At 72.7% G+C, this 24,897-nt stretch carries 20 protein-coding genes; 17 read left to right on the top strand and 3 right to left on the bottom strand.

Annotation, left to right across the window (positions count from 1 at the left end; all coding sequences use genetic code 11):
- Positions 1–125: 125 nt before the first annotated feature.
- From pafA to FZ103_RS23900, 14 genes are all read left to right on the top strand, one after another.
- Positions 126–1,484 carry a Pup--protein ligase gene (pafA, locus tag FZ103_RS23965; RefSeq protein WP_156004485.1) on the top strand — a complete coding sequence of 453 codons (1,359 nt, stop codon included), beginning with the start codon at positions 126–128 and terminating at the stop codon, positions 1,482–1,484.
- Positions 1,485–1,625: 141 nt separating this feature from the next.
- The gene (locus FZ103_RS23960; protein WP_156004482.1) at positions 1,626–2,678 is read left to right on the top strand and encodes an FKBP-type peptidyl-prolyl cis-trans isomerase; all 1,053 of its coding nucleotides are present in this window, start codon (positions 1,626–1,628) and stop codon (positions 2,676–2,678) included.
- A gap of 194 nt (positions 2,679–2,872) precedes the next feature.
- Positions 2,873–4,957 (top strand): YafY family protein, encoded by a 2,085-nt coding sequence (locus FZ103_RS23955; protein ID WP_156004480.1) that lies wholly within the window; start codon positions 2,873–2,875, stop codon positions 4,955–4,957.
- A gap of 147 nt (positions 4,958–5,104) precedes the next feature.
- Positions 5,105–5,293: a hypothetical protein gene (locus FZ103_RS23950; protein WP_156004477.1), complete on the top strand. Its 189-nt coding sequence runs from the start codon at positions 5,105–5,107 to the stop codon at positions 5,291–5,293.
- A gap of 62 nt (positions 5,294–5,355) precedes the next feature.
- Complete coding sequence (gene tatA, locus FZ103_RS23945; protein WP_156004475.1) at positions 5,356–5,688, top strand: Sec-independent protein translocase subunit TatA; 333 nt, start codon at positions 5,356–5,358, stop codon at positions 5,686–5,688.
- 208 nt (positions 5,689–5,896) lie between these two features.
- Complete coding sequence (gene tatC, locus FZ103_RS23940; RefSeq protein ID WP_156004473.1) at positions 5,897–6,706, top strand: twin-arginine translocase subunit TatC; 810 nt, start codon at positions 5,897–5,899, stop codon at positions 6,704–6,706.
- Between the two features lie 60 nt (positions 6,707–6,766).
- Complete coding sequence (locus FZ103_RS23935) at positions 6,767–7,183, top strand: DUF397 domain-containing protein (protein WP_156004471.1); 417 nt, start codon at positions 6,767–6,769, stop codon at positions 7,181–7,183.
- Between the two features lie 90 nt (positions 7,184–7,273).
- The gene (locus FZ103_RS23930; protein ID WP_156004469.1) at positions 7,274–10,123 is read left to right on the top strand and encodes an RNA helicase; all 2,850 of its coding nucleotides are present in this window, start codon (positions 7,274–7,276) and stop codon (positions 10,121–10,123) included.
- Positions 10,124–10,294: 171 nt separating this feature from the next.
- The gene (locus tag FZ103_RS23925) at positions 10,295–11,413 is read left to right on the top strand and encodes a glycosyltransferase family 4 protein (RefSeq protein WP_156004467.1); all 1,119 of its coding nucleotides are present in this window, start codon (positions 10,295–10,297) and stop codon (positions 11,411–11,413) included.
- A gap of 172 nt (positions 11,414–11,585) precedes the next feature.
- Complete coding sequence (locus tag FZ103_RS23920; RefSeq protein WP_156004465.1) at positions 11,586–12,770, top strand: acyl-CoA dehydrogenase family protein; 1,185 nt, start codon at positions 11,586–11,588, stop codon at positions 12,768–12,770.
- Positions 12,771–13,055: 285 nt separating this feature from the next.
- Positions 13,056–14,288 carry an ABC transporter ATP-binding protein gene (locus FZ103_RS23915; RefSeq protein ID WP_156004463.1) on the top strand — a complete coding sequence of 411 codons (1,233 nt, stop codon included), beginning with the start codon at positions 13,056–13,058 and terminating at the stop codon, positions 14,286–14,288.
- Complete coding sequence (locus FZ103_RS23910; RefSeq protein ID WP_156004461.1) at positions 14,281–15,588, top strand: ABC transporter substrate-binding protein; 1,308 nt, start codon at positions 14,281–14,283, stop codon at positions 15,586–15,588. The genes FZ103_RS23915 and FZ103_RS23910 overlap by 8 nt, the downstream gene beginning before the upstream one ends.
- 72 nt (positions 15,589–15,660) lie before the next feature.
- Complete coding sequence (locus FZ103_RS23905) at positions 15,661–17,010, top strand: ABC transporter permease subunit (RefSeq protein WP_156004459.1); 1,350 nt, start codon at positions 15,661–15,663, stop codon at positions 17,008–17,010.
- On the top strand, positions 17,007–17,951 hold the full coding sequence (locus FZ103_RS23900; RefSeq protein WP_156004457.1) for a carbohydrate ABC transporter permease: 945 nt from the start codon (positions 17,007–17,009) through the stop codon (positions 17,949–17,951). Before FZ103_RS23905 ends, FZ103_RS23900 begins: the two co-directional genes overlap by 4 nt.
- 202 nt (positions 17,952–18,153) lie before the next feature.
- Here the strand turns inward: FZ103_RS23900 and FZ103_RS23895 are convergent, their stop codons facing one another.
- Positions 18,154–19,365, bottom strand: coding sequence for an ABC transporter ATP-binding protein (locus FZ103_RS23895; RefSeq protein WP_156004455.1), 1,212 nt, complete (start codon positions 19,363–19,365; stop codon positions 18,154–18,156).
- A 775-nt stretch (positions 19,366–20,140) separates the two neighbouring features.
- Between FZ103_RS23895 and lnt the strand changes: the two genes are divergently transcribed.
- The 3 genes from lnt (at position 20,141) to FZ103_RS23880 (ending at position 23,329) form a co-directional block, all read left to right on the top strand.
- Positions 20,141–21,784: an apolipoprotein N-acyltransferase gene (gene lnt, locus FZ103_RS23890; RefSeq protein ID WP_186356791.1), complete on the top strand. Its 1,644-nt coding sequence runs from the start codon at positions 20,141–20,143 to the stop codon at positions 21,782–21,784.
- Positions 21,785–21,863: 79 nt separating this feature from the next.
- Positions 21,864–22,358, top strand: coding sequence for an FxsA family protein (locus FZ103_RS23885; RefSeq protein ID WP_156004453.1), 495 nt, complete (start codon positions 21,864–21,866; stop codon positions 22,356–22,358).
- Between the two features lie 167 nt (positions 22,359–22,525).
- The gene (locus tag FZ103_RS23880; protein WP_156004668.1) at positions 22,526–23,329 is read left to right on the top strand and encodes an HAD-IIA family hydrolase; all 804 of its coding nucleotides are present in this window, start codon (positions 22,526–22,528) and stop codon (positions 23,327–23,329) included.
- A gap of 76 nt (positions 23,330–23,405) precedes the next feature.
- Here the strand turns inward: FZ103_RS23880 and FZ103_RS23875 are convergent, their stop codons facing one another.
- Together FZ103_RS23875 and FZ103_RS23870 are read right to left on the bottom strand one after the other, a co-directional pair.
- A complete protein-coding gene (locus FZ103_RS23875) occupies positions 23,406–23,789 on the bottom strand; it encodes an RNA polymerase-binding protein RbpA (RefSeq protein ID WP_156004451.1) in 384 nt (127 codons plus the stop codon).
- Between the two features lie 482 nt (positions 23,790–24,271).
- The gene (locus FZ103_RS23870) at positions 24,272–24,676 is read right to left on the bottom strand and encodes a nitroreductase family deazaflavin-dependent oxidoreductase (RefSeq protein WP_186356790.1); all 405 of its coding nucleotides are present in this window, start codon (positions 24,674–24,676) and stop codon (positions 24,272–24,274) included.
- Positions 24,677–24,897 lie beyond the last annotated feature (221 nt).

Raw genomic sequence — 24,897 nt, 5'->3', positions numbered from 1 at the left:
CGGGCCGCCGGTCCGCGCCCGCCGGGGTTTCTGCGCACTCCGATATGCCGATAAATAGGCTGGAGTCGTTGCGGCGCTCCGGTACCGGCCGGCAGCGGTGACACGGACGGGATTGGTGAGACCACATGGAACGTCGGATCTTCGGTCTTGAGAACGAATACGGCGTCACCTGCACGTTCCGGGGCCAGCGGCGGCTCTCCCCCGACGAGGTGGCGCGCTACCTGTTCCGCCGCGTGGTCTCCTGGGGCCGCAGCAGCAACGTCTTCCTGCGCAACGGGGCCCGGCTGTACCTGGACGTGGGCAGCCACCCCGAGTACGCCACCCCCGAATGCGACAACCTGGCCGACCTCGTCGCCCACGACAAGGCCGGCGAGCGCATCCTGGAGGGCCTGCAGGTCGACGCCGAGCAGCGGCTGCACGAAGAGGGCATCGCCGGCGAGATCTACCTGTTCAAGAACAACACCGACTCCGCCGGCAACTCCTACGGCTGCCACGAGAACTACCTGGTGGGGCGGCACGGCGAGTTCGGCCGACTGGCCGATATCCTCATCCCCTTCCTGGTCACCCGCCAGATCATCTGCGGTGCGGGCAAGGTGCTGCAGACCCCGCGGGGCGCGCTGTACTGCGTGAGCCAGCGCGCCGAGCACATCTGGGAGGGCGTCTCCTCGGCCACCACCCGCTCGCGGCCCATCATCAACACCCGCGACGAGCCCCACGCCGACGCCGAGCGCTTCCGCCGCCTGCACGTGATAGTGGGCGACTCCAACATGAGCGAGGTCACCACCCTGCTCAAGCTGGCCTCCACCGACCTGGTGCTGCGCATGGTCGAAAACGGCGTGGTCATGCGCGACTTCACGCTGGAGAACCCCATCCGCGCCATCCGCGAGGTCAGCCACGACATGACGGGGCGGCGCAAGGTCCGCCTGGCCAACGGGCGCGAGGCCAGCGCCCTGGAGATCCAGCGCGAGTACCTGGAGAAGGTGCAGAACTTCGTCGACCGCAACGGCACCGACGCCACCGGCAAGCGAGTGCTGGAGCTGTGGGCGCGCACCCTGGAGGCCGTCGAGACCCAGAACCTCGACCTGGTCGCGCGCGAGATCGACTGGGTGGCCAAGTACCTGCTGCTGGAGCGCTACCGCGAGAAGAACGGGCTGTCGCTGTCCTCGCCGCGGGTGGCCCAGCTCGACCTCACCTACCACGACATCTACCGCGACCGCGGGCTGTTCTACCTCATGCAGCGCAAGGGGCAGATGGACCGCGTGATCGGCGATCTGCAGACGTTCGAGGCCAAATCGGTGCCTCCGCAGACCACGCGGGCGCGCCTGCGCGGCGAGTTCATCCGCAAGGCCCAGGAGAAGAGGCGCGACTTCACCGTCGACTGGGTGCACCTCAAGCTCAACGACCAGGCCCAGCGCACGGTGCTGTGCAAGGACCCGTTCAAGGCGGTCGACGAGCGCGTCGAGAAACTCATCGCGGGCATGTGAGCGAGCGCCGCGGGGCGTCGGTACGCAATCGGTATGTGATCGGCCGACTCCGGCTCTTACCCTGTTCTCACCCCGCCATTGCACTATGGGCCTTTCGATAGTGTGTCGGGGACCCGAGCCGGATATTTGAGGTAGTGACCTATGCGACTGCGTGCCGCCGCCATCGCGGTGCCTTGCTTTGCTGTGCTGCTCGCGGTGTCGAGCTGCAGCTCGATCCCGGAGGACTGGCGCACCCCCGCCTTCCTGCAGACGGGCGAGGAGGAGCTCGACGACCGCCTGCCCGAGGTCAGCGGCAAGGTCGGCAAGGAGCCCAAGGTCGACTTCAGCGGCAAGACCCCGCCGCAGGAGCAGATCACCGGCGTGGTCGAGCAGGGCGACGGCGAGAACGAGCTGATCCGCGACAGCGACATCATCCAGGCCGATGTCGTGGAGTACCAGTGGACCGCCGAGGGCAAGGCCAAGAAGACCCAGTCCACCTACGAGTCCGGCGCCCCCATCCTGCTCAACCTCGGCCAGATGAGCGAGGACCTCACCCAGGGCATGATCAACCAGCCCGTGGGCAGCCGGATCGTCTACGCCTTCCCGCCCCAGGACCCCGCCCAGGCCCAGCAGATGGGCCAGCCCTCGCCCAAGCCGGGCAGCTCGGTGTCGATCCTGGACATCCGCGAGCGCTACGGCGAGGCCGAGGTGGTGCCCGGCGAGCAGACCACCAACGGCGGCGACGGCCTGCCCACCGTCAAGCAGCAGGGCCACGACCGGCCCGACATCACGATCCCCGAGGACACCGACCCGCCCGGCGAGCTGGAGACCGTGCCGCTGATCGAGGGCGAGGGCCCCGAGGTCGAGGCCGGCCAGCAGCTGGTCGTGCAGTACACGGGCATGCAGTGGAAGGACGGCAAGGTCTTCGACTCCACCTGGGACCGCCAGGGGGCCGAGGGCGTGCCCGCGACCTTCATCATCGGCGACGGCCAGGTGATCGAGGGCTGGGACAAGGGCCTGGTCGGGCAGAAGGTCGGCAGCCGCCTGCTGCTGGTCATCCCGCCGGGCATGGCCTACGGCGAGAAGGCCGCTCAGCCGGGATCGCCCGAGGGCACGCTGGTGTTCGTCGTCGACGTCCTCGACGCTGTCGACAGCGCCCCGCCCGAGCAGCCGGCGGGCTCCGGTGAGGGCGGCGGCTCCGGCGGCGGCAACTAGTCCGAGCACCGCGGCCGACACCGCGGTCGCGACCGCATCGGGGCGCCCGGCCCGCACCGGCCGGGCGCCCCGCGCGTCGTGCGGCAGGCGTCGGGGTTCGGGGTTGTGGGCGGCGCCACCCGAGGGCGCCGGGCGCGGTACCGTCGTGGCTGAACGACCGCGGCCGCTGTGCGCGGAAGGGTAGGGGGAGGTCCATGTCGCGGAAGAAGACCGAACGCCAGCTCAACCTGGTCATCTGCCTGCTGGCCACCCGGCGCTTTCTGACCGCGCGGGAGATCCGCTCCACGGTGGCCGGCTACGACGAGGCCGAGGGCGACGCCGCCTTCAAGCGCATGTTCGAGCGCGACAAGCGCGAACTGCGCGACTCCGGCATCCCCATCGAGACCGGCGGCGGCGACCTGTGGAGCGACGAAGAGGGCTACCGCATCCTGCGCGCCCACTACCGGCTGCCCGAGATCGAGCTGCTTGCCGACGAGGCAGCCGTGCTGGGCCTGGCCGCGCGCGCCTGGCGCCACGCCGCGCTGGGTGAGGCCGCGGCCAACGCCATCCTCAAGCTCCGCGCCGCCGGAGTGCCCCTCGACACCGACGCCGCCCCCGCCCTGACCCCGGTGCTGGGGACCGCCGAGCCCGCGTTCCTGCCGATCTGGCAGGCGGTGCGCGACCGCCGCCCGGTCGCCTTCGACTACCGCAAGCCGGGCGAGGACGTCGCGCGGCGCCGCCGCCTGGAGCCCTGGGGGGTGGTCAACGTCCAGGGCCACTGGTACGTCGCCGGCTACGACCGCGACCGCCGGGACCGCCGCGTCTTCCGCCTGGGCCGGATCGTGGGCGGCGTCGAGATCGTCTCCTCCGGCCCGCCCGTGGAGGTCCCCGCGGGCGTGGACGTGCGCGCGATCGTGCGGCGCGGCCGCAGCGGCGAGCCGCAGGGGCTGGCCCGGGTGCGGGTGCGCGCCGACTCCGGGCACGAGCTGCGGCGCGGCGCGCAGCGGATCGTGCCCGGCGAGCACGCCGGCGACGGTCACCGCTGGGACCGCCTCGACCTGCCCTACACCGACGTCGCCGACCTGGTGGGTGCGGTGGCGCGGTTCGGCGATCGCGCGGTGATCGAGTCGCCGGCGCCGGCGCGCGAGGCCATGGCCGCCCACCTGGCCGAGCTGGCCGCACGCGACCCCGACCCCCGGGCCGCCGCCGAGTCCGCGGCCGAATCCGCGCCCGCCGCGGCCTCCCGCCGCCAGTCGGCCTCCTCCGAGCAGCTGCGCCGCCTGCTGATGCTGGTGCCCTACGCGCTCAGCCACGACGTGCGCGTGCCCGAGGTCGCCGCCCACTTCGGCCTCAGCCAGCGCCAGGTGCTCAAGGACCTGAGCCTGCTGTGGATGTGCGGGCTGCCCGGCTACACCCCCGGCGACCTCATCGACGTCGACCTGGAGGCCGCCGAGGCCACCGGCGAGATCATCATCGGCAACGCCGACACCCTGGCCCAGCCGCTGCGGCTGACCGCCGACGAGGCCGCCAGCCTGGTCATCGGCGTCGAGCTGCTGGGCGAGCTGCCCGGCGTGGCCGACAGCGAGGCCCTGAAGCGGGTCGGCGAGAAGCTGCGCACCGCCGCGGCGGCTCCGGTGGGCGCCGACACCCCAGCGGGGGCGCAGAGCGGGGGAGGGGCCGCCGAGGGGACCCCCGATCCGCTGGAGCGCCTGGCCGGATCGGTCGGGGTGCGCATCGAGCTCAGCGACGAGGTCCGCGAGGTCCAGCGGCGCTGCGACGAGGCGCTGCGCGCCGGCCAGCTGATCCACCTGCGCTACCTCTCCGGCTACGTCGACGAGGTCACCGAGCGCGACGTGGACCCGATGGGCCTGGTGGTGCACGACGGGCACGCGTTCCTGGAGGGCTGGTGCCGGCTGCGCGGCGATGTGCGGCTGTTCCGACTGGACCGCGTGCTCGATCTGACCGTGCTGCCCGAGCCCGCCCGGGTACCGGCCCGCGCCCGCCGCCGCGATCTCAGCGAGGGCGTCCTGCAGCTCTCCTCCGACGACACCCGCGTGACACTGGAGCTGGAACCCGCGGCGCGGTGGGTCACCGAGGAGTACCTGTGCTCGTCGGTGCGCGAGCTCGACGGCGGCCGGGTGCGTGCGGTGCTGCGCACTCCGGCGCCGGAGTGGGTGTGCCGGCTGGCGCTGCGGCTGGGGCCGCAGGCGCGCGTGGTCGCCCCCGTCGAGCTCGCCGAGCGGGTGCGCGAGGAGGCGCGGCGGGCCCTTTCCGCCTACGGTCCCGGCGGCCTAGGATGACTCTGCGCGATCGGGGCCGTCCGCTTCGCGTTCTGCGATCCGCGGCGGGCGCCGCGGAGTCGGGTCCGCGGGCGGTTCGGAGGCCTGATCAGTCCGGTTCATCCCCAGTCCATCCGCATTGTTCCGGACAACCAGTAAGCTGGAGTGGTGTTCGTGTTCGCTGTGCTGGCCGCGTTGACCTTCGCGGGGCTGATCTGCGTGGGCGTCCTCGCCCTGCGGATGCTCGCCCAGCTGCGTAGGCTCCAGGAGCAGCTCGCGCGGACCCGCGACGAGGTCGGACCGGCATACGACAGGCTGCGCGCCCTCAGCGGGCGCGGGCGGGTGGACGCCCCATGATCCCGACGCCGGCGGGGCGTACCATCGATGGCGCAGGTGGCGCCGGGAAAAGAGGTTGAGACATGGGTTTCGATGCCCGTACTTTGCTCATTCTGCTGCTCATCGCGCTGGTGCTGTTCGGCGCGCGGCGGCTTCCCGACCTGGCCCGGTCTCTGGGCCGCAGTGCCCGGATCCTCAAGTCCGAGACCAAGGGCCTGACCGACGAGGAGGCCGACGACAAGGCCGAGCAGCAGCAGGCGCGGACCGACCAGGACGACTCCCGCCCCCAGCACGGCACCGAGTCCGGCCGGCAGCAGCCCCAGCACGACGGCCGCAGCGGCTATCCCGAGCTCCCGGCCGGCCAGCAGGTCGTCAACGAGAACGGCGAACCCGTCCGCCGCACCCACAACGGCTGACAGGCGGCCCGGCATGACCTCGCCCGCGATCGGTGCGCGCCGCGGGCGAACGGGTGTGAGCGAGTAGGTGAGCAGGCGGCGCGCAGCGCCTGCGTCGAGCGGCGGCGCGCGGCGCCGCGTGTCAGAGTCCGGTCAGGTGCGAGGAGCGTAGCGGGCGATGCAGGTGGGTCGAGCACGGCGGCGGCAGCCGAGGGACCCCGAAGGCCGCATGCCGCTGATGGACCATCTGCGCGAGCTGCGCAACCGCCTGGTCAAGGCGCTGCTGTTCATCGCGCTGGGCACCGTCGTGGGCTACCTGGTCTACGACCCGGTGTGGGCCTGGCTCAAGGAGCCCTACTGCTCGCTGCCGGCCTCCCAGCGGGGCGGGGGCGAGGGCTGCGACCTGATCTTCACCGGCGTCTTCGACGCCTTCTTCGTGGCCTTCCGGGTCTGGGTGATCGTGGGCCTGGTGGTCTCGTGCCCGTTCTGGCTCTACCAGCTGTGGGCGTTCGTCGCTCCGGCCCTCAACGGCCGCGAGAAGCGCTACACCTACGCCTTCGTGCCCCTGGCCGCGATCCTGTTCGTCTCCGGCTCGACCCTGGCCTACTTCATCACCGGCCTGGCGATGGAGGTGCTGTTCGGCTTCGCGCCCGACGGCACCATCCCGCTGATCACCATCACCAACTACCTGGGCTACATGACCCTGATGATGCTGGTGTTCGGCCTGGGCTTCGTGGCGCCGCTGCTGGTGGCGCTACTCAACCTGATGGGCGTGATCACCCACGAGGCGCTGGCCCGCTCCCGGCGCGTGATCGTCTTCGGCATCTTCGTCCTCTCCGCGGTGGTCACCCCGGCCGAGCCCCTGTCGATGCTGGCGCTGGCCGTCCCGCTCATCGTGCTCTTCGAGGCGGCCGAGCTGTTCTGCTTCGTCAACGACCGGCGCCGGCGCGCGGCCGACGGACTGGCCGGGCTCGGCGACGACGAGATCTCCCCGCTGGATGACGCCGAGTCAGTGTCCGACCCCGAACCGAAGCGCTAGTCTCGGATACGCCGATCCCCGACCAGCGGGGAGACATCGACGCCGCCGAGGAGCACCCGCATGGACGACGCCGCCGGCACCCCCCGGGACCTGCCGCCCGAGGCCCAGGGCAACAGCAAGTGGCACGACACCACCAACGCGGTCTGGAAGCGCTCCTCGCTCTCGCGCGACGACTCCTCGGCCGTGGTCGAGGTCGCCAAGTTCGACGACGGCTACCGCGCCGTGCGCGACGGCAAGCACCCCGAGAAGGGCACCCTGTTCTTCACCCCCGCCGAGTGGGAGGCCTTCGTGCTCGGCGCCAAGGACGGCGAGTTCGACATCCCCGAGGAGTACCTCACGCCCGAGGAGGCCGCCATCCAGCGCGGCGAGGTCCCGGTGACCGCGGTCGTCTCGCCCCGTTCCCAGGGCTCCGGCCGTGCGGCGCAGGCCGGTCCGGGCGGGCAGAGCGGCGGGGGCGAGGAGGCGGCCGGGCGCTGAGCCCCGGTCCCGCCGCCCTCAGCGGAGGCGCTGCGCGCCGCGTGCCTGCCGACACTCGGCACTCGCCGCAACGCCATAGGCTTGGTGGATATGAGTACCCACGCCGCGCGGTACGCCGCCTTCCGTCGGCGCCAAGCCGAGTCCACCGCCGCCATCGAGGAGTTCCAGGGGCTCTACGGCTTCGAGTTCGACCGCTTTCAGGTCCGCGCCTGCAAGGCGCTGGAGTCGGGCGAAGGGGTGCTGGTGGCCGCGCCCACCGGCTCGGGCAAGACCGTCGTGGGCGAGTACGCCGTCCACCTGGCGCTGCGCGACGGCGCCAAGTGCTTCTACACCACCCCCATCAAGGCGCTGTCCAACCAGAAGTACACCGACCTGGTCCGCCGCTACGGCGCCGACCAGGTCGGTCTGCTCACCGGCGACAACAGCGTCAACGGCGAGGCGCCCATCGTGGTGATGACCACCGAGGTGCTGCGCAACATGCTCTATGCGGGCTCGCACACCCTGGCGCGGCTGGCCTATGTGGTCATGGACGAGGTCCACTACCTCGCCGACCGGTTCCGCGGCGCGGTGTGGGAGGAGGTCATCATCCACCTGCCCGAGTCGGTGCGGGTGGTGGCGCTTTCGGCCACGGTCAGCAACGCCGAGGAGTTCGGCGAGTGGATGCAGCAGGTGCGCGGCGAGACCACCGTCATCGTCGACGAGACCCGCCCGGTGCCGCTGTGGCAGCACGTCATGGCGGGCAAGCGGATCCACGACCTGTTCGTGCCGATCGAGGAGGCCGCCGACGGCCCGGACGGCACCGACGGGCAGGGCGGGGGACGCGGCAAGCGCACCCGAAAGCGCGACAGGAACTCCGCCGGCTCCTCCGCCGAGATCCTGGTCAACGGCGAGCGCATGCGCGTCAACCCGCGGCTGATCCGGCTGGCCCAGGAGGACGACCGCATCACCCAGCTGGCCCACCGGCGGCGCCACCCCCAGACCCGGGCGCGGACCTCGGCGCGTCCGCGCGCCAAGTACGCCCCGCCCAACCGGGTGCAGATCGTCGACGAGCTGGACCGCGAAGGGCTGCTGCCGGCGATCGTGTTCATCTTCAGCCGCGCGGGCTGCGACGACGCCGTGCGCCAGTGCATGTACTCCGGCCTGGCCCTGACCACCGAGGAGGAGGCCGCGGAGATCCGCGCCTTCGCCGAGGAGATGTGCGCCGACATCCCGCCCGCCGACCTGGCGGTGCTGGGCTACGACGAGTGGCTGCGCGCCCTGCAGCGCGGTCTGGCCGCCCACCACGCCGGCCTGCTGCCGACGTTCAAGGAGGTCGTGGAGTCGCTGTTCGCCCGCGGCCTGATCCGGGCGGTGTTCGCCACCGAGACCCTCGCGCTGGGCATCAACATGCCGGCGCGAACCGTGGTCATCGAGAAGCTCGACAAGTGGAACGGCGAGACCCACGCCGCGCTGACGGCAGGGGAGTACACCCAGCTGACCGGGCGCGCCGGGCGGCGCGGGATCGACGTCGAGGGCCACGCCGTGGTGGTGTGGCAGCCCGGCACCGATCCCGAGGCCGTCGCCGGGCTGGCCAGCACGCGCACCTACCCGCTGAACTCCAGCTTCCAGCCCTCCTACAACATGGCGGTGAACCTCGTGGGCCAGGTGGGCCGCGAGCGCAGCCGCACCATGCTGGAGGCCTCCTTCGCCCAGTTCCAGGCCGACAGGGCGGTGGTGGGCCTGGTCAAGCAGCTGCGCAAGCAGGAGGAGGCCATGGAGGGCTACGCCCGGGCGGCGCAGTGCCACCTGGGCGACTTCATGGAGTACGCGGGCATGCGCCGCGAGCTCAGCGACCGCGAGAACCAGGCGGCCAAGGGCCGCAGCGCCCGCCGCCGCGAGGAGGCGGTGCGCAGCCTGGAGCGGCTGCGGGCCGGCGACATCATCCGGGTGCCCTCCGGGCGCCACACGGGCTTCGCGGTGGTGCTGGACCCGGGCCTGCGCGGTGACGTGCCGGCGCCGCTGGTGCTGACGTCCAAGCGCCAGGTCAAACGCGTCAACGCCGCCGACTTCCCGGTGCCGGTGGAGCCGGCCGGCCGGCTGCGCATCCCCAAGAACTTCTCCGCCCGCTCGGCGCAGTCGCGCACCGACCTCGCCTCCTCACTGCGCAACAAGCTCCAGGAGACCGGCGGCGTCGACACCGCCAAGCGCGGCTCCCATGGCGACGAGACCGAGGACGCCGAGATCACCCGCTTGCGCCGGGAGCTGCGCCGGCACCCCTGCCACGGCTGCGAGGACCGCGAGGACCACGCCCGCTGGGCCGAGCGCTACTTCCGGCTGCGCAAGGAGACCGATTCGCTGCGCCGCCGCGTCGAGGGGCGCTCCCACGTCATCGCGCGCACCTTCGACCGCGTCTGCGCGGTGCTGGAGACGCTGGACTACCTCGACGGCGACACCGTCACCGAGGAGGGCGCGCGCCTGGCCAAGGTCTACTCCGAGCTGGACCTGCTGGTGTCGGAGTGCCTGCGCCGGGGGCTGTGGGAAGACCTGGACCCCCAGGACCTGGCCACGTGCGTCTCCTCGCTGGTCTATGAGTCCCGCCGCAACGACGACCCGTTCCCGCGGGTGCCCGACGGCCCTCCGGCCGCGGTGCTGGAGGAGATGGAGCGGCTCTGGGGCGAGCTGCACGAGGTCGAGCGCGACAACGGCGTGTCATTCCTGCGCCGGCCCGACCTGGGCTTCGTGTGGACCACCCACCGCTGGGCGCGCGGCGACCGGCTCGACCGCATCCTCGCAGAGGCGGACATGCCCGCCGGCGACTTCGTGCGCACCACCAAGCAGCTGGTCGACATGCTCGGCCAGATCGCCGGCGCCGCGCCCGAGGAAAGCGGCATCCGCCGCAACGCCCGCCGCGCCATGGACCTGGTCCGCCGCGGCGTGGTCGCCTACTCCTCGGTGGGCTGACACCGCGCCAGGGCGCGCCCGCTCCGGCGGCCCCTGTGGTGCTGCGCACAACCGCGCGCCACAGGCGGCGGATCCGCGATTGCCCGCCTCCGGCTCGGATACTCCTATATCCGAGGGGACGGTGCGGGCCGCGGCGCCCGCACCAGACGGACGACGCGGGGGGTCTGCGCCATGGCGATGCGTACTTTGCTGGTCACCAACGACTTCCCGGGGCGCGGAGGCGGCGCCGAGACCTTCGGCAGCCGGCTGGCCCGGCAGCTGGCCGGCGACGGCACGGGGGTCGTCGTGCACACCGTCGCGGCCGGGACCGGCGGCTACGACGACCACCAGGACTACCCCGTCGAACGCGACCCCGGTCCGCGGCTGCTGCCGACCCGGCGCACGGCGCACCGCGTCGCCGAGCTGATGCGCGGCTACGACTGCGGCCGGGTCCTGCTGGCCGAGGCCGGGCTGGGCCTGATGGCCGGGCGGGTGCGCGCGGGTGCCGGGGGCGAGGTGGTGGCGGCCACCCGGGGCTCGGGCGCCTGGGGGCCGGCGGCGCGGTCGCTGCTGCGCCGGATCGCCGCGGGCGCCGACGTGCTCGCCTACCCCGACGAGTCCGCGCGGCTGCGCATCGAGCGCATGCTGCCGCCCGGGGCTCGTGCCCGGCTCGTCCGGCTGCCCGCGGGGGTGGACACCGCCGCCTTCCGGCCCGGTCTCGACGGGGCGGCCGTGCGCCGCACCCGCGGCCTGGGCGAGGGGCCGGTGATCCTGTGCGCCGCCCGGCTCGTGCGCTCCTGCGGCGCCGACAGCCTCGTGCGGGCGATGACCTGGCTGCGGGCGCGCTTTCCCGGCGTGCGGCTGCTGGTGGCCGGGGACGGGCCGGATCTGCGCCGGCTGCGGGCGCTGTCCGCATGGGCGGGGGTGGCCGACGACGTCGTCTTCGCCGGCCCCTTCACCGATGCCGACCTGCCGTCGCTCTACGCCGTCGCCGACATCTTCGCACTGCCCTGCCGGGCGGATTCGGACGACCGGATCGCGGAATCGGGGATGCGGCTGCTGGAGGCCGCGGCCTGCGGGCTGCCCGTCGTCGCCGGCGGCTCGGGCGCCGCCCAGGACCGGGTGCGCCACGCCGAGACGGGCTTCGTGGCCGACGGCCACGACGCGCGCGGCGTGGCCCGGCTGCTGTCGCTGCTGCTGGCCGATCCCGACACCGCCCGCGCCATGGGCGAGCGCGGCCGCGACTGGGTCCTGCAGGAGTGGACGTGGGAGCGGATGCTGGCGCGGCTGGAGCCCGCGCCCGCCCTGTGATGAGCTGCCCCGCACGGCCCGCGGGGACGCGGGCCCTGCGGGCCGTGTGCTGTCCGAAAACGGGATCCGGGTGAGGCGGTGGCGCCGGTAGGGGGCCGGGTCGGGCAGAATATTCGGACGTCCTACTAGTTCGCCGGGCGGAGACCCCGCCCCGACCCAGGGGAGCCCAGGCATGGCCCACGAGCGCATCCTGCCCACGTCCGAAGCCCAGGACCTGATCGACCTCGTCCGCGGTATCGCCGACAAGGAGCTGGCCCCCCGGGCGGCCCGCGACGAGGAGCAGGGCGCCTTCCCCAGAGACGCCTTCGACCTCCTGGGCCGCTCCGGGCTGCTGGGGCTGCCCTACCCCGCGGAGTACGGCGGCGGCGACCAGCCCTACGAGGTCTACCTGCAGGTGGTGGAGGAGCTGGCCGCCCGCTGGCTGGCCGTGGGGCTGGGCCTGAGCGTGCACACGCTCTCCTGCTTCCCCGTGGCCGCCTACGGCACCGAGGAGCAGCGCGCCGCGCTGCTGCCGCGGCTGCTCGGCGGCGAGGCGCTGGGCGCCTACTGCCTGTCGGAGGCCCAGTCGGGCTCCGACGCCGCGGCCATGACCACCCGCGCCCGCCCCGACGGCGACGGCGGCTACACCGTCGACGGCGCCAAGTCCTGGATCACCCACGGCGGCGTCGCCGACTTCTACACGCTCTTCGCCCGCACCGGCGAACCCGGCTCCGGCGCCCGCGGGATCAGCTGCTTCCACATCCCCGCCGCGACGCCCGGCGTGGCCGCCGATGCGCCCGAGCGCAAGATGGGCATGGCCTCCTCGCCCACCGCCGTGGTGCGCTTCGACGGCGCCCGCGCGGGCGCCGAGCAGCGCATCGGCGCGGAGGGGCAGGGCTTCTCCATCGCCCTGGCGGCGCTGGACTCCGGGCGGCTGGGCATCGCCGCCTGCGCGGTGGGCGTGGCCCAGGCGGCCTTGGACGCGGCCGTGGCGCACTCGCGCGCCCGCACCCAGTTCGGCCGCGCCATCGGCGACTTCCAAGGCGTCTCGTTCCTGCTCGCCGACATGGCCACCGGCGTCGAGGCGGCGCGCGAGCTGTATCTGGCCGCCGCCCGCCGGCGCGACGCCGGCCGGCCCTTCGCCACCCAGGCGGCCATGGCCAAGCTCTTCGCCACCGACACCGCCATGCGCGTCACCACCGACGCCGTCCAGGTCCTCGGCGGCTCCGGATACACCCGCGACCTGCCCGTCGAACGGCTGATGCGCGAGGCCAAGGTGCTGCAGATCGTCGAGGGCACCAACCAGATCCAGCGCATGGTCATCGGCCGCGACCTGGCCCGCGCCGCCGACGCCGCATCCGGCTCCGGCGCGCGCTGAGGAGCCGCCCGCCGGACCGCCCGCCCGCGCCCGCGCACCGGCGCTCCGCGGCGCTTGGGCGGGCGCCGCCGAGGCGCCGGGAACGCCGAACACACCCGGCGGACACGACTTCATAACAGGCGTATCGCAGGGCCTGGGCGCGTCGCGACATTCGCTGGTACAAGAGGGCGAGTGCTGCTGCGGCGCGGGTCACAAACCGGCGCGGACGCAGCCGGCCCCACCCGCGGTCGACGATCGCCGACCGCGGTGTAGTCCGAGTGGCGCGAAAAATCGGCGGAGGCGTATATGGCGCAGGTCCGGCTATCCGGGATCGGCAAGACCTATCCCGACGGGACGAGCGCGGTGAAGGGGCTGGACCTCGACATCGCCGACGGGGAGTTCCTGGTCCTGGTGGGACCGTCGGGGTGCGGCAAGACCACCGCCCTGCGCATGGTCGCCGGTCTCGAGGAGATCAGCTCGGGAACGCTGACCATCGGCGACCGCGTCGTCAACCGCACCCCCGCCCGCGACCGCGACGTGGCCATGGTCTTCCAGAGCTACGCCCTCTACCCCCACCTGTCGGTGCGCGACAACATCGCCTTCGGACTGCAGCTGCGCAAGCTGCCCAAGCGCGCGATCAAGGAGCGGGTCGAGGAGGCGGCCGAGACCCTGGGGCTCACCGAGCACCTCGACCGCCGCCCCCGCAACCTCTCCGGCGGCCAGCGCCAGCGGGTGGCCATGGGCCGGGCGATCGTCCGCCAGCCCCAGGCCTTCCTGATGGACGAGCCGCTGAGCAACCTCGACGCCAAGCTGCGGGTGCAGATGCGCGCGGAGATCTCGCGCATCCAGCGCGACCTCGGCGTCACCACGGTCTACGTCACCCATGACCAGGTCGAGGCCATGACGCTGGGCGACCGCGTGGCCGTGCTCAAGAAGGGCGTGCTGCAGCAGGTCGCCCCGCCCCAGGAGCTCTACAACCACCCCGCCAACCTCTTCGTCGCCGGCTTCATCGGATCGCCGGCGATGAACCTGCTCCAGGGCCGCCTCGACGCCGACGGGCCCGGCGCGCGGCTGGAGCTGGGCGGGCAGGCGCTGGCCGTGCCCGCCCGGCTGCTGGCCGAGCGGCCCCGGCTGCGCGAGTACCTGGGTCGCGACATCGCCGTGGGCATCCGCCCCGAGGACATGGACGACGCCGACCTCGACGGCGCCGACGGCGGCGCGGTGCTGTCCTCGACCACCGACCTCGTCGAGGCCCTGGGGCCCGAACTGCTGGTGCACTTCCAGGTGCCGGCGCCACCCGTGGTCACCGAGGACACCAAGGAGCTGGCCCGGGACGCCGGCGCCGACAACGTCGACGCCGCGGCCCCCTACAGCGACGTCATCGCCCGGTTCAGCCCCCGCTCGCAGGCCCGCTCCGGCCGACCGGTGCGGGTGCGGGTGGACACCGGGCGCCTGTATTTCTTCGACCCTGCCACGGGAGACGGCATCTGGGACGAGCCGGCTTCCGCCACCCAGCAGAAGGAGGGAACGCATGCCTGAGCACATGTGGAGGGCCCGCGGCGCGCTCGCGGTGACGGCGGCCGGGGCGCTGGTCGCGGCCACCGCCTGCAGCCCGGGATCGACGCAGGCCGGGGGCTCCGGCGACCTGGCCGGCGTGGAGCTGCTGGTGGCGGCCAAGTGGACCGGTGTGGAGCAGGAGAACTTCACCGAGGTGCTGGCCGGTTTCGAGGAGGAGACCGGTGCCACCGTCACCTACGAGTCCACCGGCGAGGACACCGGCGCCTACCTCGGCCCCAAGATCGAGGCGGGCGAGCCGCCGGACGTGGCCATCCTGCCCCAGCCCGGCCTGGTCGCCGAGTACGCCGCCCAGGACGCGCTGGTGCCGCTCTCCGGCGACGCGGCCGCGGCGCTGGAGGAGAACTACACCGACTACTGGCGCGAGCTGGGCTCGGTCGACGGCGAGCCCTACGGCGTGCTGGTCAAGGCCGCCCACAAGTCCATCGTCTGGTACCGGCCCGACGCCTTCCAGCAGGCGGGCGTCAACCCGCCCGAGACCTGGGACGACCTCACCGGCACCACCGCCGCCACCCTCTCCGACGCCGGCATCACCCCCTTCTCGATGTGCGGCGCCTCCGGCTGGACGCTGACCGACTGGTTCGAGAACGTCTACCTCTCCCAGGCCGGCCCCGAGAAGTACGACCAGCTCGTGGCCCACGAGATCCCCTGGACCGACGACAGCGTCGTGCAGACCCTGGAGACCCTGGCCGAGGTCTGGGGCGAGGGCGACTGGATGGCCGGCGGCACCCAGGGCGCGGTGCAGACCGACTTCCCCACCTGCGTCTCGAAGGTCTACGGCCAGGAACAGGCCGCCATGGTCTATGAGGCCGACTTCGTGGCCGCCTCCGCCCAGGAGGCCGGCGCCACCGTCGGCGAGACCGCCAAGGCCTTCCCCTTCCCCGCCGTCGGCGAGCAGCCCCCGGTGGTGGTCGGCGGCGACATCGCCGTGGCGATGACCGAGACCGAGGGTGTGCAGCGGCTCATGGCCTACCTCGCCTCGCCGGAGGCCCAGACCACCTGGGCCGGGCTGGGCGGCTACCTGTCGGCCAACTCCCAGGTGCAGGCCGACGCCTACCCCGACGAGTTCACCCAGACTCTGGCCCAGACCATCCTGGAGGCCGGCGACGACGTCCGCTACGACCTCTCCGACCAGGTGCCCAGCCAGTTCGGCGCCACCGAGGGCAAGGGGATGTGGGCGGTCCTGCAGGACTTCCTGCGCGACCCCTCCGACCCCGAGGCGGCGGCCGAGAAGCTGGAGCAGGCCGCTTCCAACGCGGAGTAGCGAGGAGATGACGACGGAACCGACGACGACACCGCGCCGGCGTCCGGGTGCGGGCCGGGAAGGCGGCGCACGATGAAAGCCGCCGACACCGACGCCCCCGCGCCCGCCGCGCAGGCCGGCGGCCCCGCCACCGGGCGGGGCCGCCTGGGCCCCCCGCCCTGGCTGGCGCTGTTCTTCCTGCTGCCCGCGCTGCTGTTCCTGGGAATCTACGTCGTCTACCCGATCCTGTTCTCGGTCTACCGCAGCCTGTGGGACGCCCCCGGCACCGAGTTCGTCGGGCTGGACAACTACGCCCGGATGTTCACCCGGGCCGACACCTTCATCGCCCTGCGCAACAACGTCATCTGGATCGCCGTCGCACCGGCCGTGGTGACCGTCGCGGGCCTGATCTTCGCGGTGCTGACCGAGCGCATCCGCTGGGCGACGGCGTTCAAGATCGTCGTCTTCATGCCGATGGCGATCTCCTTCCTCGCCTCCGGCGTGATCTTCCGGCTGGTCTACGAGCAGGACCCCGAGCGCGGCCTGGCCAACGCCGTCATCACCACCGTGCAGGACACCGTCGCGCCCACCGGCGCCTACCCCGACGCCAACCCGCGCGAAGGCGTACCGCTGGAGGAGACCGCCGGCGGCGGCTACCGGCTCACCGAGCCCGTCGCCCCCGGAGACGCGGTGGCCATCCCGCTGGTGGGCGTCTCCGCCGAGGAGGTGCCCGGCGACGCCGAGAACGCGGCCCCGCCCCAGCAGGAGCAGGGCGCGGTCACCGGGACCGTCTGGGTGGACTTCACCCGCGGAGGCGGCGGGCGGGAAGGGACCATCGACCCCACCGAGAAGGGGCTCCCCGCGCTGCGCGTCGAGGCCGTGCGCGACGGGGAGGCCGTCGCCACCGCGACCACCGGCGCCGACGGCGCCTTCACCCTGACCGGACTGGAGGGCGGCGACTACACGCTGCGGCTGGCCGCGTCCAACTTCTCCGAGCCCTACAACGGGCTGACATGGCTGGGCCCCACCCTGATCACGCCCTCGATCATCGCCGCCTACCTGTGGGTGTGGGCCGGGTTCGCCATGGTGCTGATCGCCGCCGGGCTCTCGGCCATCCCCCGCGAGGCGCTGGAGGCCGCCCGGGTCGACGGCGCCACCGAGTGGCAGGTGTTCCGGCGGGTGACCGTACCCCTGCTCTCACCGGTGCTCATGGTGGTCTTCGTGACCCTGATGATCTACGTCCTGAAGATCTTCGACCTGGTGTTCGTGATCGCGCCGGGATCGGTGCGCGCCGACGCCAACGTCTTGGCCCTGGAGATGTGGCAGGTCTCCTTCGGCATCAACGACCAGGGGCTGGGCAGCGCGCTGGCGGTGTTCCTGCTGCTGCTGGTCGTGCCCGCGATGATCTTCCAGATCCGACGGTTCCGCCGGGAGGAGTCATGAGCGCACAGGTCGAACCGACCGGTCCGGCCGAGCCGGCGGAGCGGTCGCAGGAGGGGCGGGCCGAACCGGCGGCCCACGAAGGAGCGCCCCGGCGCTCGGCGGCCGCGCGGCTGGTTGCCCGCACCGGGTCCGGGCTGGTGCAGGTGCTGCTGATCCTCATCGCACTGTTCTGGATGGTGCCGACCCTGGGGCTGCTGTTCTCCAGCCTGCGCTCGCCGCAGGACAACGCCGCCTCGGGCTGGTGGACGGTGCTCACCGAGCCCACCCAGCTGACCCTGCAGAACTACGCCAACCTGCTGGACAACCCCGATTTCGTCGCCTCCTTCGGCAACACGGTGCTGATCACGGTGCCCTCCACCCTGATCATCGTGGTGGTCGCCTCGCTGGCCGCCTACGCCTTCGCCTGGTTGGAGTTCCCCGGCCGCGACTGGCTGTTCCTGGGCGTGGTGGGGCTGCTGGTGGTCCCGATCCAGGTGGCGCTGGTACCCATCTCCAGCCTCTACGGCGGAACGCCGCTGTACGGGTCGATCCTGGCGGTGGTGCTGTTCCACGTGGGGTTCGGGCTGCCCTTCGGCATCTTCCTGCTGCGCAACTTCTTCGCGGCGATCCCGCGGGACCTGCTGGAGGCGGCGCGCATGGACGGCGGCAAGGAGCTGACCATCTTCCGCCGCGTGATCCTGCCGCTGGGCGGCCCGGCCATCGCCTCGCTGGGAATCTTCCAGTTCCTGTGGGTGTGGAACGACCTGCTCGTCGCCCTGGTCTTCGCCTCGGAGGCCAGCCAGCCCATGACCGTGGCGCTGCAGTCGCAGATGCGCCAGTTCGGCGCCAACATCGACGTGATCGCCTCAGGGGCGTTCCTGTCGATGGTGGTGCCCCTGCTGGTGTTCTTCGCCTTCCAGCGGTACTTCGTGCAGGGCGTCATGGCCGGGGCGGTGAAGTGACGCCCTCCCGGTCCTGACGGGCGGCGGCCGGTAGCGCACGGCGGCAATGGCGCCGCGGGGCGCGAAAAAAGGCCGGCGGGCCCCGGGACGCGTGCGTTCCGGGGCCCGCCGGCTGCGGCGGGCCGTCCTGGCCGCCGCTGGCGAGCGCGGCGGCCGGCGAGAGGGGAGGAGGGCCCGCCGCAGCGGGGGGAGCCGGAGCCCTCTAGGCGGACTGGCCGATCGCCAGGCCGCTGTCCTTGTCGAAGTAGTGGAGCTGGCTGACGTCGACCGCCAGCGAGATGCCGCCGCCGGGGCGCACCGAGCTGCGCGGGCTCACGCGGGCGGTGAACTGCGACTTGTCGCCGCTCAGCGGCAGAGCCGCCTCCTCGCCGGCCTCGTCGCCGGCCGCGTCGGCGGCCAGGGCGGCGGCCTCCTCGTGGCGCACCGGAGGGGCGTTCACCGAGAAGATCACGTTGATCTCGGTGCCCAGCTCCTCGGTGACGTCGGCGACGACGTCCATGGTGGCGCCGCCGTTGCCCGAGATGGCGGCGTCCTCGTAGTCGGAGGGCCGGATGCCCAGGATGAGCTGCTTGCCCATGTAGTCGCGCAGGCCCGGCCGGGCGTCGACGATCGAGCCGGGGACCGCCAGGGTGTGCTCGGCGAACTTCAGCACCGCGCCCGATCCGTCCTTCTGCAGCTCGGCGTTGACGAAGTTCATGGCGGGGGAGCCGATGAAGCCGGCGACGAAGAGGTTGGCCGGGTTGTCGAAGAGGTTCTTGGGGGTGTCGACCTGCTGCAGTCGGCCGTCGCGCAGCACCGCGACGCGGTCGCCCAGCGTCATGGCCTCGGTCTGGTCGTGGGTGACGTAGACGGTCGTCACGCCCAGGCGCTCGTGCAGCTGGTTCAGCGAGGCGCGCATCTGCACGCGCAGCTTGGCGTCGAGGTTGGACAGCGGCTCGTCCATCAGGAAGGCCTGCGGCTCGCGGACGATGGCCCGGCCCATGGCGACGCGCTGGCGCTGACCGCCGGAGAGGGCCGCCGGGCGGCGCTTGAGGTAGGACTCCAGGCCCAGCATGGCCGCGGCCTCCTGCACGCGCTTCTGGATCTCCTGCTTGGGGATCTTGCGCAGCTTCAGACCGAAGGCGAGGTTCTGCTCGACGGTCATGTGCGGGTAAAGCGCGTAGTTCTGGAAGACCATCGCGATGTCGCGGTCCTTCGGCGGGCGGTCGTTGACCACCTCGTCGCCGATGTAGAGATCGCCGCCGGTGATCTCCTCCAGGCCGGCGATCATCCGCAGGGCCGTGGACTTGCCGCAGCCCGACGGGCCGACGAGCACCATGAACTCGCCGTCGTTGATTTGCAGGTTCAGGTTGTCGACGGCCTTGACCCCGCCGGAGTACACCTTGTCGACGCCGTCCAGGACGATCTTCGCCATGGGGAAACAGCTCCCGTGTCCATGGCCCGCTCCGGCTTCTCGGGAGCGAGCTTCCTTATCGTGGGGTGATCGCTCTGTATCGATCTGCTGCCCAATATCGAACACCAATGGTGCCGTTCTGTCGATAGTTCGCGCTGTTTCGATCCGATAGCGTCCACGATTTGAGACGCCAGGGTTGTCCGCGGTTCCCGCCACCCCTGCCGCCGGCGCCGCGCGCCTCCGGATCCCTCCCGCGGGGCGCCGCGTTCCAGAGTCCGGGCGCAGCCGCGGCTGCGGGACGTGCCAGGAGATGGAATCGGGTATACGCCCAGGTCACGGCGTTGCCGACGTGGCCGGGAGTGCGCTGTGTGCGGCGCGTTCGGACTGGCGGTGCCGGCGCCGGGTGCGTTAGCCTGGCGGCGGTTATCCGGATCGGGTCGATTCGCCGCCGGTCTCCGCGAGCGCGAGCGAGCGGGATGCCGCTCTCCGACACGTCGGCGCAGCGTTGCGGCGGACGGCACCAAGTCTGGGTAATCTACTGACCAGTCCAGCACTGGACGGACCGGTCGAGCGGTCCGGTCGTTGTCTTGCCGGACGTCGCACCACGCACCAGGTGCGGTCGGCGGCCTGATAAGGACCGGGGTTCCGCGGCCGGGCGGGGGGTTGGACCCGGAGAAGGCCCGAACATCCAGTAGACAACGGTCTCCGCGCTCGCCGCCGACGAGACGGATCCGGTCCGAAGGGTGCTTTCGGGCCTTTTCCGCGTCCCCCCAACTTCGCAGAAAGCGAGCCAGGCGTGGTTACCGAGGACGCCCGATACACGGGCGCAGACGCGCAGACCGCCTCCGCGGCGGCCCGGCAACCCCCTCGGCGCTCGCTGACCGGTCCCGCCCCGCGCGCCCTCGCGGCCGCGGCGGCGGGGCTGTGCCAACTGCTCTCCCTGGCGCCCTACGGACTGTGGTGGCTGGGGCCGGCCGGCGCGGCCCTGCTCACCCTCGCCGTCATGGGCACCCGCGCCCGCCGCGCCGCCTGGCTGGGCCTGGTCTGCGGCGCCGTGCTGATGGTCCCGCTCATCCGCTGGCAGGACGTCTTCGGCGTGGACGTGTGGCTGGTCATCGCCGCCGCCGAGACCGTGTACTTCGCCCCGATGGCCGCCGGCATCGCCCTGGTCGCGCGGCTGCCTGGCTGGCCGGTGTGGACGGCGGCGCTGTGGGTGCTCCAGGAGGCCGTGCGCGCGCGCTTCCCGCTGGGCGGCTTCCCCTGGGGCAAGCTCGCGTTCGCCCAGCCCGACACCCCCTTCTCCGGCTACGCGGCCCTGGGCTCCTCGCCGCTGACCACCTTCGCGGTGGCGCTGGTGGGCGTACTGCTGCTCGCGGCGGTGCTGCGCCTGGTGCGGCGGCCGCGCCCGCCGCTGGCGGCGAGTGCGGGCCTGGCGGCGGGCGCCGTCGCGATCACCGCGGCAGGGGCGGCCCTGCCCGCGCTCACCGCCCCCGCCGTCGACCACACCGCCACCGTCGCCCTGGTGCAGGGCAACGTGCCCGGCGTGGGGCAGATGAGCATCCTGGGCGAGCGCATGCAGGTGCTGCGCAACCACGTCGAAGGCGTCCACCGCCTCGCCGACAGGGTCGAGGCCGGCGAGGCGCCCCGCCCCGACCTCGTGGTGCTGCCGGAGAACGCCAGCGACATCGACGCCTACGCCGACCCGGCCGCCGCCGAGCTGATCAGCGCCGCGGCACGCGACATCGGCGCCCCGCTGCTGATCGGCATCACCCGCTACAGCGCCGACGGCACCGAGCGCGAGGTGCGCAGCGTCGTGTGGGACCCGCAGGAGGGGCCGGTCGACCACTACACCAAGCGCTACCTGGTGCCCTTCGGCGAATACGTCCCCTACCGCGACTTCTTCACCAGGTTCGTCGAGCGCCTGGAGCAGGTCGGCAGCGACGCCGTGCCCGGCACGCGACCGGGGGCGCTGCGGCTGGGCGGCACCACCCTGGCCACCGCCATCTGCTTCGACGTCGCCTTCGACAGGCCGGTGCGAGAGTCGGTGGCCGCCGGCGGCCAGATCATCGCGGTGCCCACCAACAACGCCAACTACAACTTCACCGGCCAGTCCCAGCAGCAGTTGGCCATCACCCGGCTGCGGGCGGTCGAGCACGGCCGCCCGGCCGTGGTCGCCTCCACCAGCGGGATCAGCGCAGTGGTGACCGCGCGGGGGGAGGTCGCCTACCGATCGCCCGAGGCCGAGCCCGCCGTGCACGTCGCCGAACTGCCCGCCATGACCGGGCTGACCCCGGCCACCCGCCTGGGCGCGCTGCCCGAGGCGGCCCTGTGCGCGGTGGCCGCCGGCGCCCTGGCCGGCGCGGCGGCGGCCGCGCGCCGCCGGAGCCGCAGCGCTTCCAAGGGGCCCGCGGAGCGATCGAGCGGGGGACGTCAGGCGTGATCGCGCGCCGCCGCGGGAACGATGGGCCGGTGGCCGACGTTGTAAGCAGAGGAGACCGGGCGAGTCGAGGATGGTGCCCATGCCGCTGCTGATCGTCATCGCGCTGATGGCGCTGCCGTTCCTGGAGATCTGGCTGATGATCCTGGTCGGCCAGCAGATCGGGGTCGCCTGGACCATCGCGCTGCTGTTCGCACTCAGCGCCGCCGGCGTGGTCGTGCTGCGCCGCGCCGGGACCAAGACCTTCCGTGAGGCCGACGCGGCCATGCGCACCGGCAGGCCCCCGCAGGGCGGGCTGCTGGACACGCTGATGGTGATGGTCGGCGGCATCCTGCTGATCACGCCCGGATTCGTCACCGCGGCGCTGGGCGCCCTCATGGCGCTGCCCTTCACCCGCCCGGCGCTGCGCTGGGCGTTCACCGGCTGGGCCGAGCGCCGTATCAAGCGCATGCGCGACTCCGCCGAGGCCGAGTTCGTGGCCCAGGGCGGACGCATCCCGCCCCAGCACGGCCAGCGGGGCGACCGCGCGCCCAGCGGCGGCCGGATCATCCAGGGGCGCGTCGTCGAGGACGAGTGAGCGGCGGTGGCCGCCCGCGGGGCCCGGCCCCCGCCGGCTCCGGCCGCACGAACGGGAAGCGGCACGGGTAGCGGGCCCGCTACAGGGGACGGGCCTGAGCCCGGCCGCGCCGGGGGCGTGACGATAGTGTGGCGGTCGTGAACGACGACAAGCCGTGGAACTACCTCATGGACATGGACGGGGTGCTGGTGCGCGAGGAGCACCTCATCCCCGGGGCCGACGAGTTCGTCTCGGAGCTGCGGGAGAACGGGATCGGATTCATGGTCCTGACCAACAACTCCATCTACTCGCCCCGCGACCTGCGCGCCCGCCTCAGGCGCACCGGACTGGACATCCCCGAGGACTCCATCTGGACCTCCGCGCTGGCCACGGCGCGATTCCTCAAGGAGCAGCGGCCGGGCGGATCAGCCTACGTCGTGGGGGAGTCGGGGCTGACCACCGCCCTGCACAGCATCGGCTACGTGCTCACCGACCGCGATCCCGACTACGTCGTGCTGGGGGAGACCCGCACCTACAGCTTCGAGGCGATCACCCGCGCCATCCGCCTGGTCGAGAGCGGGGCCCGGTTCATCGCCACCAACCCCGACGAGAAGGGGCCCAGCCGCGAGGGCTCGCTGCCGGCCACCGGCGCTGTCGCCGCTCTCATCGAGCGCGCGACCGGGCGCGCTCCCTACTACGTGGGCAAGCCCAACCCGCTGATGATGCGCTCGGCGCTGCGGGCGCTGGGCGCCCACTCCGAAAGCACGGTCATGATCGGCGACCGCATGGATACCGACGTGCGCTCGGGCCTGGAGGCGGGTCTGCAGACCCTGCTGGTGCTGTCGGGGATCTCGGGCCGGGACACCGCAGAACTCTTCCCCTACCGCCCGACCAAGGTGCTGGACTCGGTCGCCGAGCTGGTGGGCCGCACCCGCGATCCGTTCGGCGAGCACGCCGCCGAGGAGGCGGAGGAGAAGGCCGAGCACGTCTGAGCGCCGCCCGCGACGCGGCGACCCCCGCATGGCGAAGGGGCGGTTGGCCCTCCCGCCGCCGCCCCTCGCGCGTGCCTCAAGCGCTGCGCCGCTCCTCGGCCATCGCCTGCATGTGCTCCTGCTCTTCCCTGCGGCGCGACCGGAGCAGCTCCAGCCGCTCGGCGAGGACCTCCTCAAGGTCCTCCATGCTGCGGCGCTCCAGGAGCATGTCCCAGTGGGTGCGCGCCGGCTTGGCCTTCTTCTCCTGCGGCTCCTGGCCGTCGACCATCAGAGCCGTCTCGCCGCAGAAGCGGCATTCCCAGTTCGTGGGGACCTCGGCCTCGGTGGCGAAGGTGATCGAGAAGCGATGACCCCGAGGGCAGTCGTAGGTGACCTCCTGGCGCGGCGCCAGGTCGGTGTTGCGGTCGTTCTCGTAGCTCGTCGCCCCGAGCCGTGTGCCGCGAAGTGCTCGCTCGGCCATCGGTTGCGTGCCTCCAGGCGCTCTTGCGGTATACATGGGCTTAACACGTCGGTCCGTGTCAAGATTCCCCGCACATCGGCTGTCCAACCGTGCGATAATGACCGGTCAGCGGTGACCGGCACGCGCCGCACGGTAGTAGGCCCAGGACACGGGCGCGCAACGTCCCGCACACAGCCGGATCGCGCACCAAGGCCCCGCCTGCGGTCTTGACACAATCTTTATCCCGCCGGACGCATCGGAGCGCCCCCGCGCGGGTCGCAGCCGCCGATCCACCGGCGGCCCCATGGCGCAACAACCCGCCGCGGGCCCGGATTCCCCGACGAGACCGCGGCAGGAGCAGCGGCGGTTCTCCGTGCGCGCGCCCGCCGACCGCGGTGGTGACCACCACCGGTCCGGGAGGCCACCGCACGCCGCGCGCCTCGCCGAAGGCCCGCGGTGAGACGGCTCGGCCCCGCCCCGACCCCGGGACGGGGCCGGCGGCGTCAGCGGACCGGTTCGAGCAGGACCACCGGGATGTCGCGGTCGGTACGGGCCTGGTACTGGTCGTACTGCGGCCACACCTCGGCCATCCGGGGCCACAGGCGCTTCTTCTCATCGGCCGTGGCCGTGCGCGCCCGGGCCCGGAACTCCTCGGCCTTGACCTGCACCTCGACCTCCGGGTCGGCCAGCAGGTTCTTGTACCACTGCGGGTGGTCGGGGGCGCCGCCGCTGGAGGCGACGACCACATAGGCGTCGCCGTCGGTGCGGTAGATCAGCGGAGTGCTGCGCTTGAGGCCGGACGTGCGCCCGGTCGTGGTCAGGATCAGGGTCGTGGTGCCCTGCCACTCGTGGCCCTCCTCGCCGCCGGTCGCCCGGTAGCGCTCGACGTGCTCCTTGCCGAACAGCACAGGTTGCTCCCTTCCCGCCCGCCAGCCCTCCACCACCCTTAGCGGTGGCGCTGCGCGCCGCTGCCTTCTTCGGCCCGCCGGCCCCCGCCATCCTTGGCGGTGGCGCTGCGCGCCGCTGCGATTCACGATCGGCCGGAGAGCCTACCCGCCTGCGGCGACGTCCTCACCGCGCCGCTCGGGCCGCCACCGACACGCGGTAGCGGCTTGACTGCGCCTGCGGC

Origin of the sequence: Streptomonospora sp. PA3, from assembly GCF_009728995.1 — a bacterium.
In the GTDB taxonomy this organism is placed as follows: Bacteria; Actinomycetota; Actinomycetes; order Streptosporangiales; family Streptosporangiaceae; genus Streptomonospora.
This window is presented reverse-complemented; position numbering and strand designations above follow the sequence as displayed.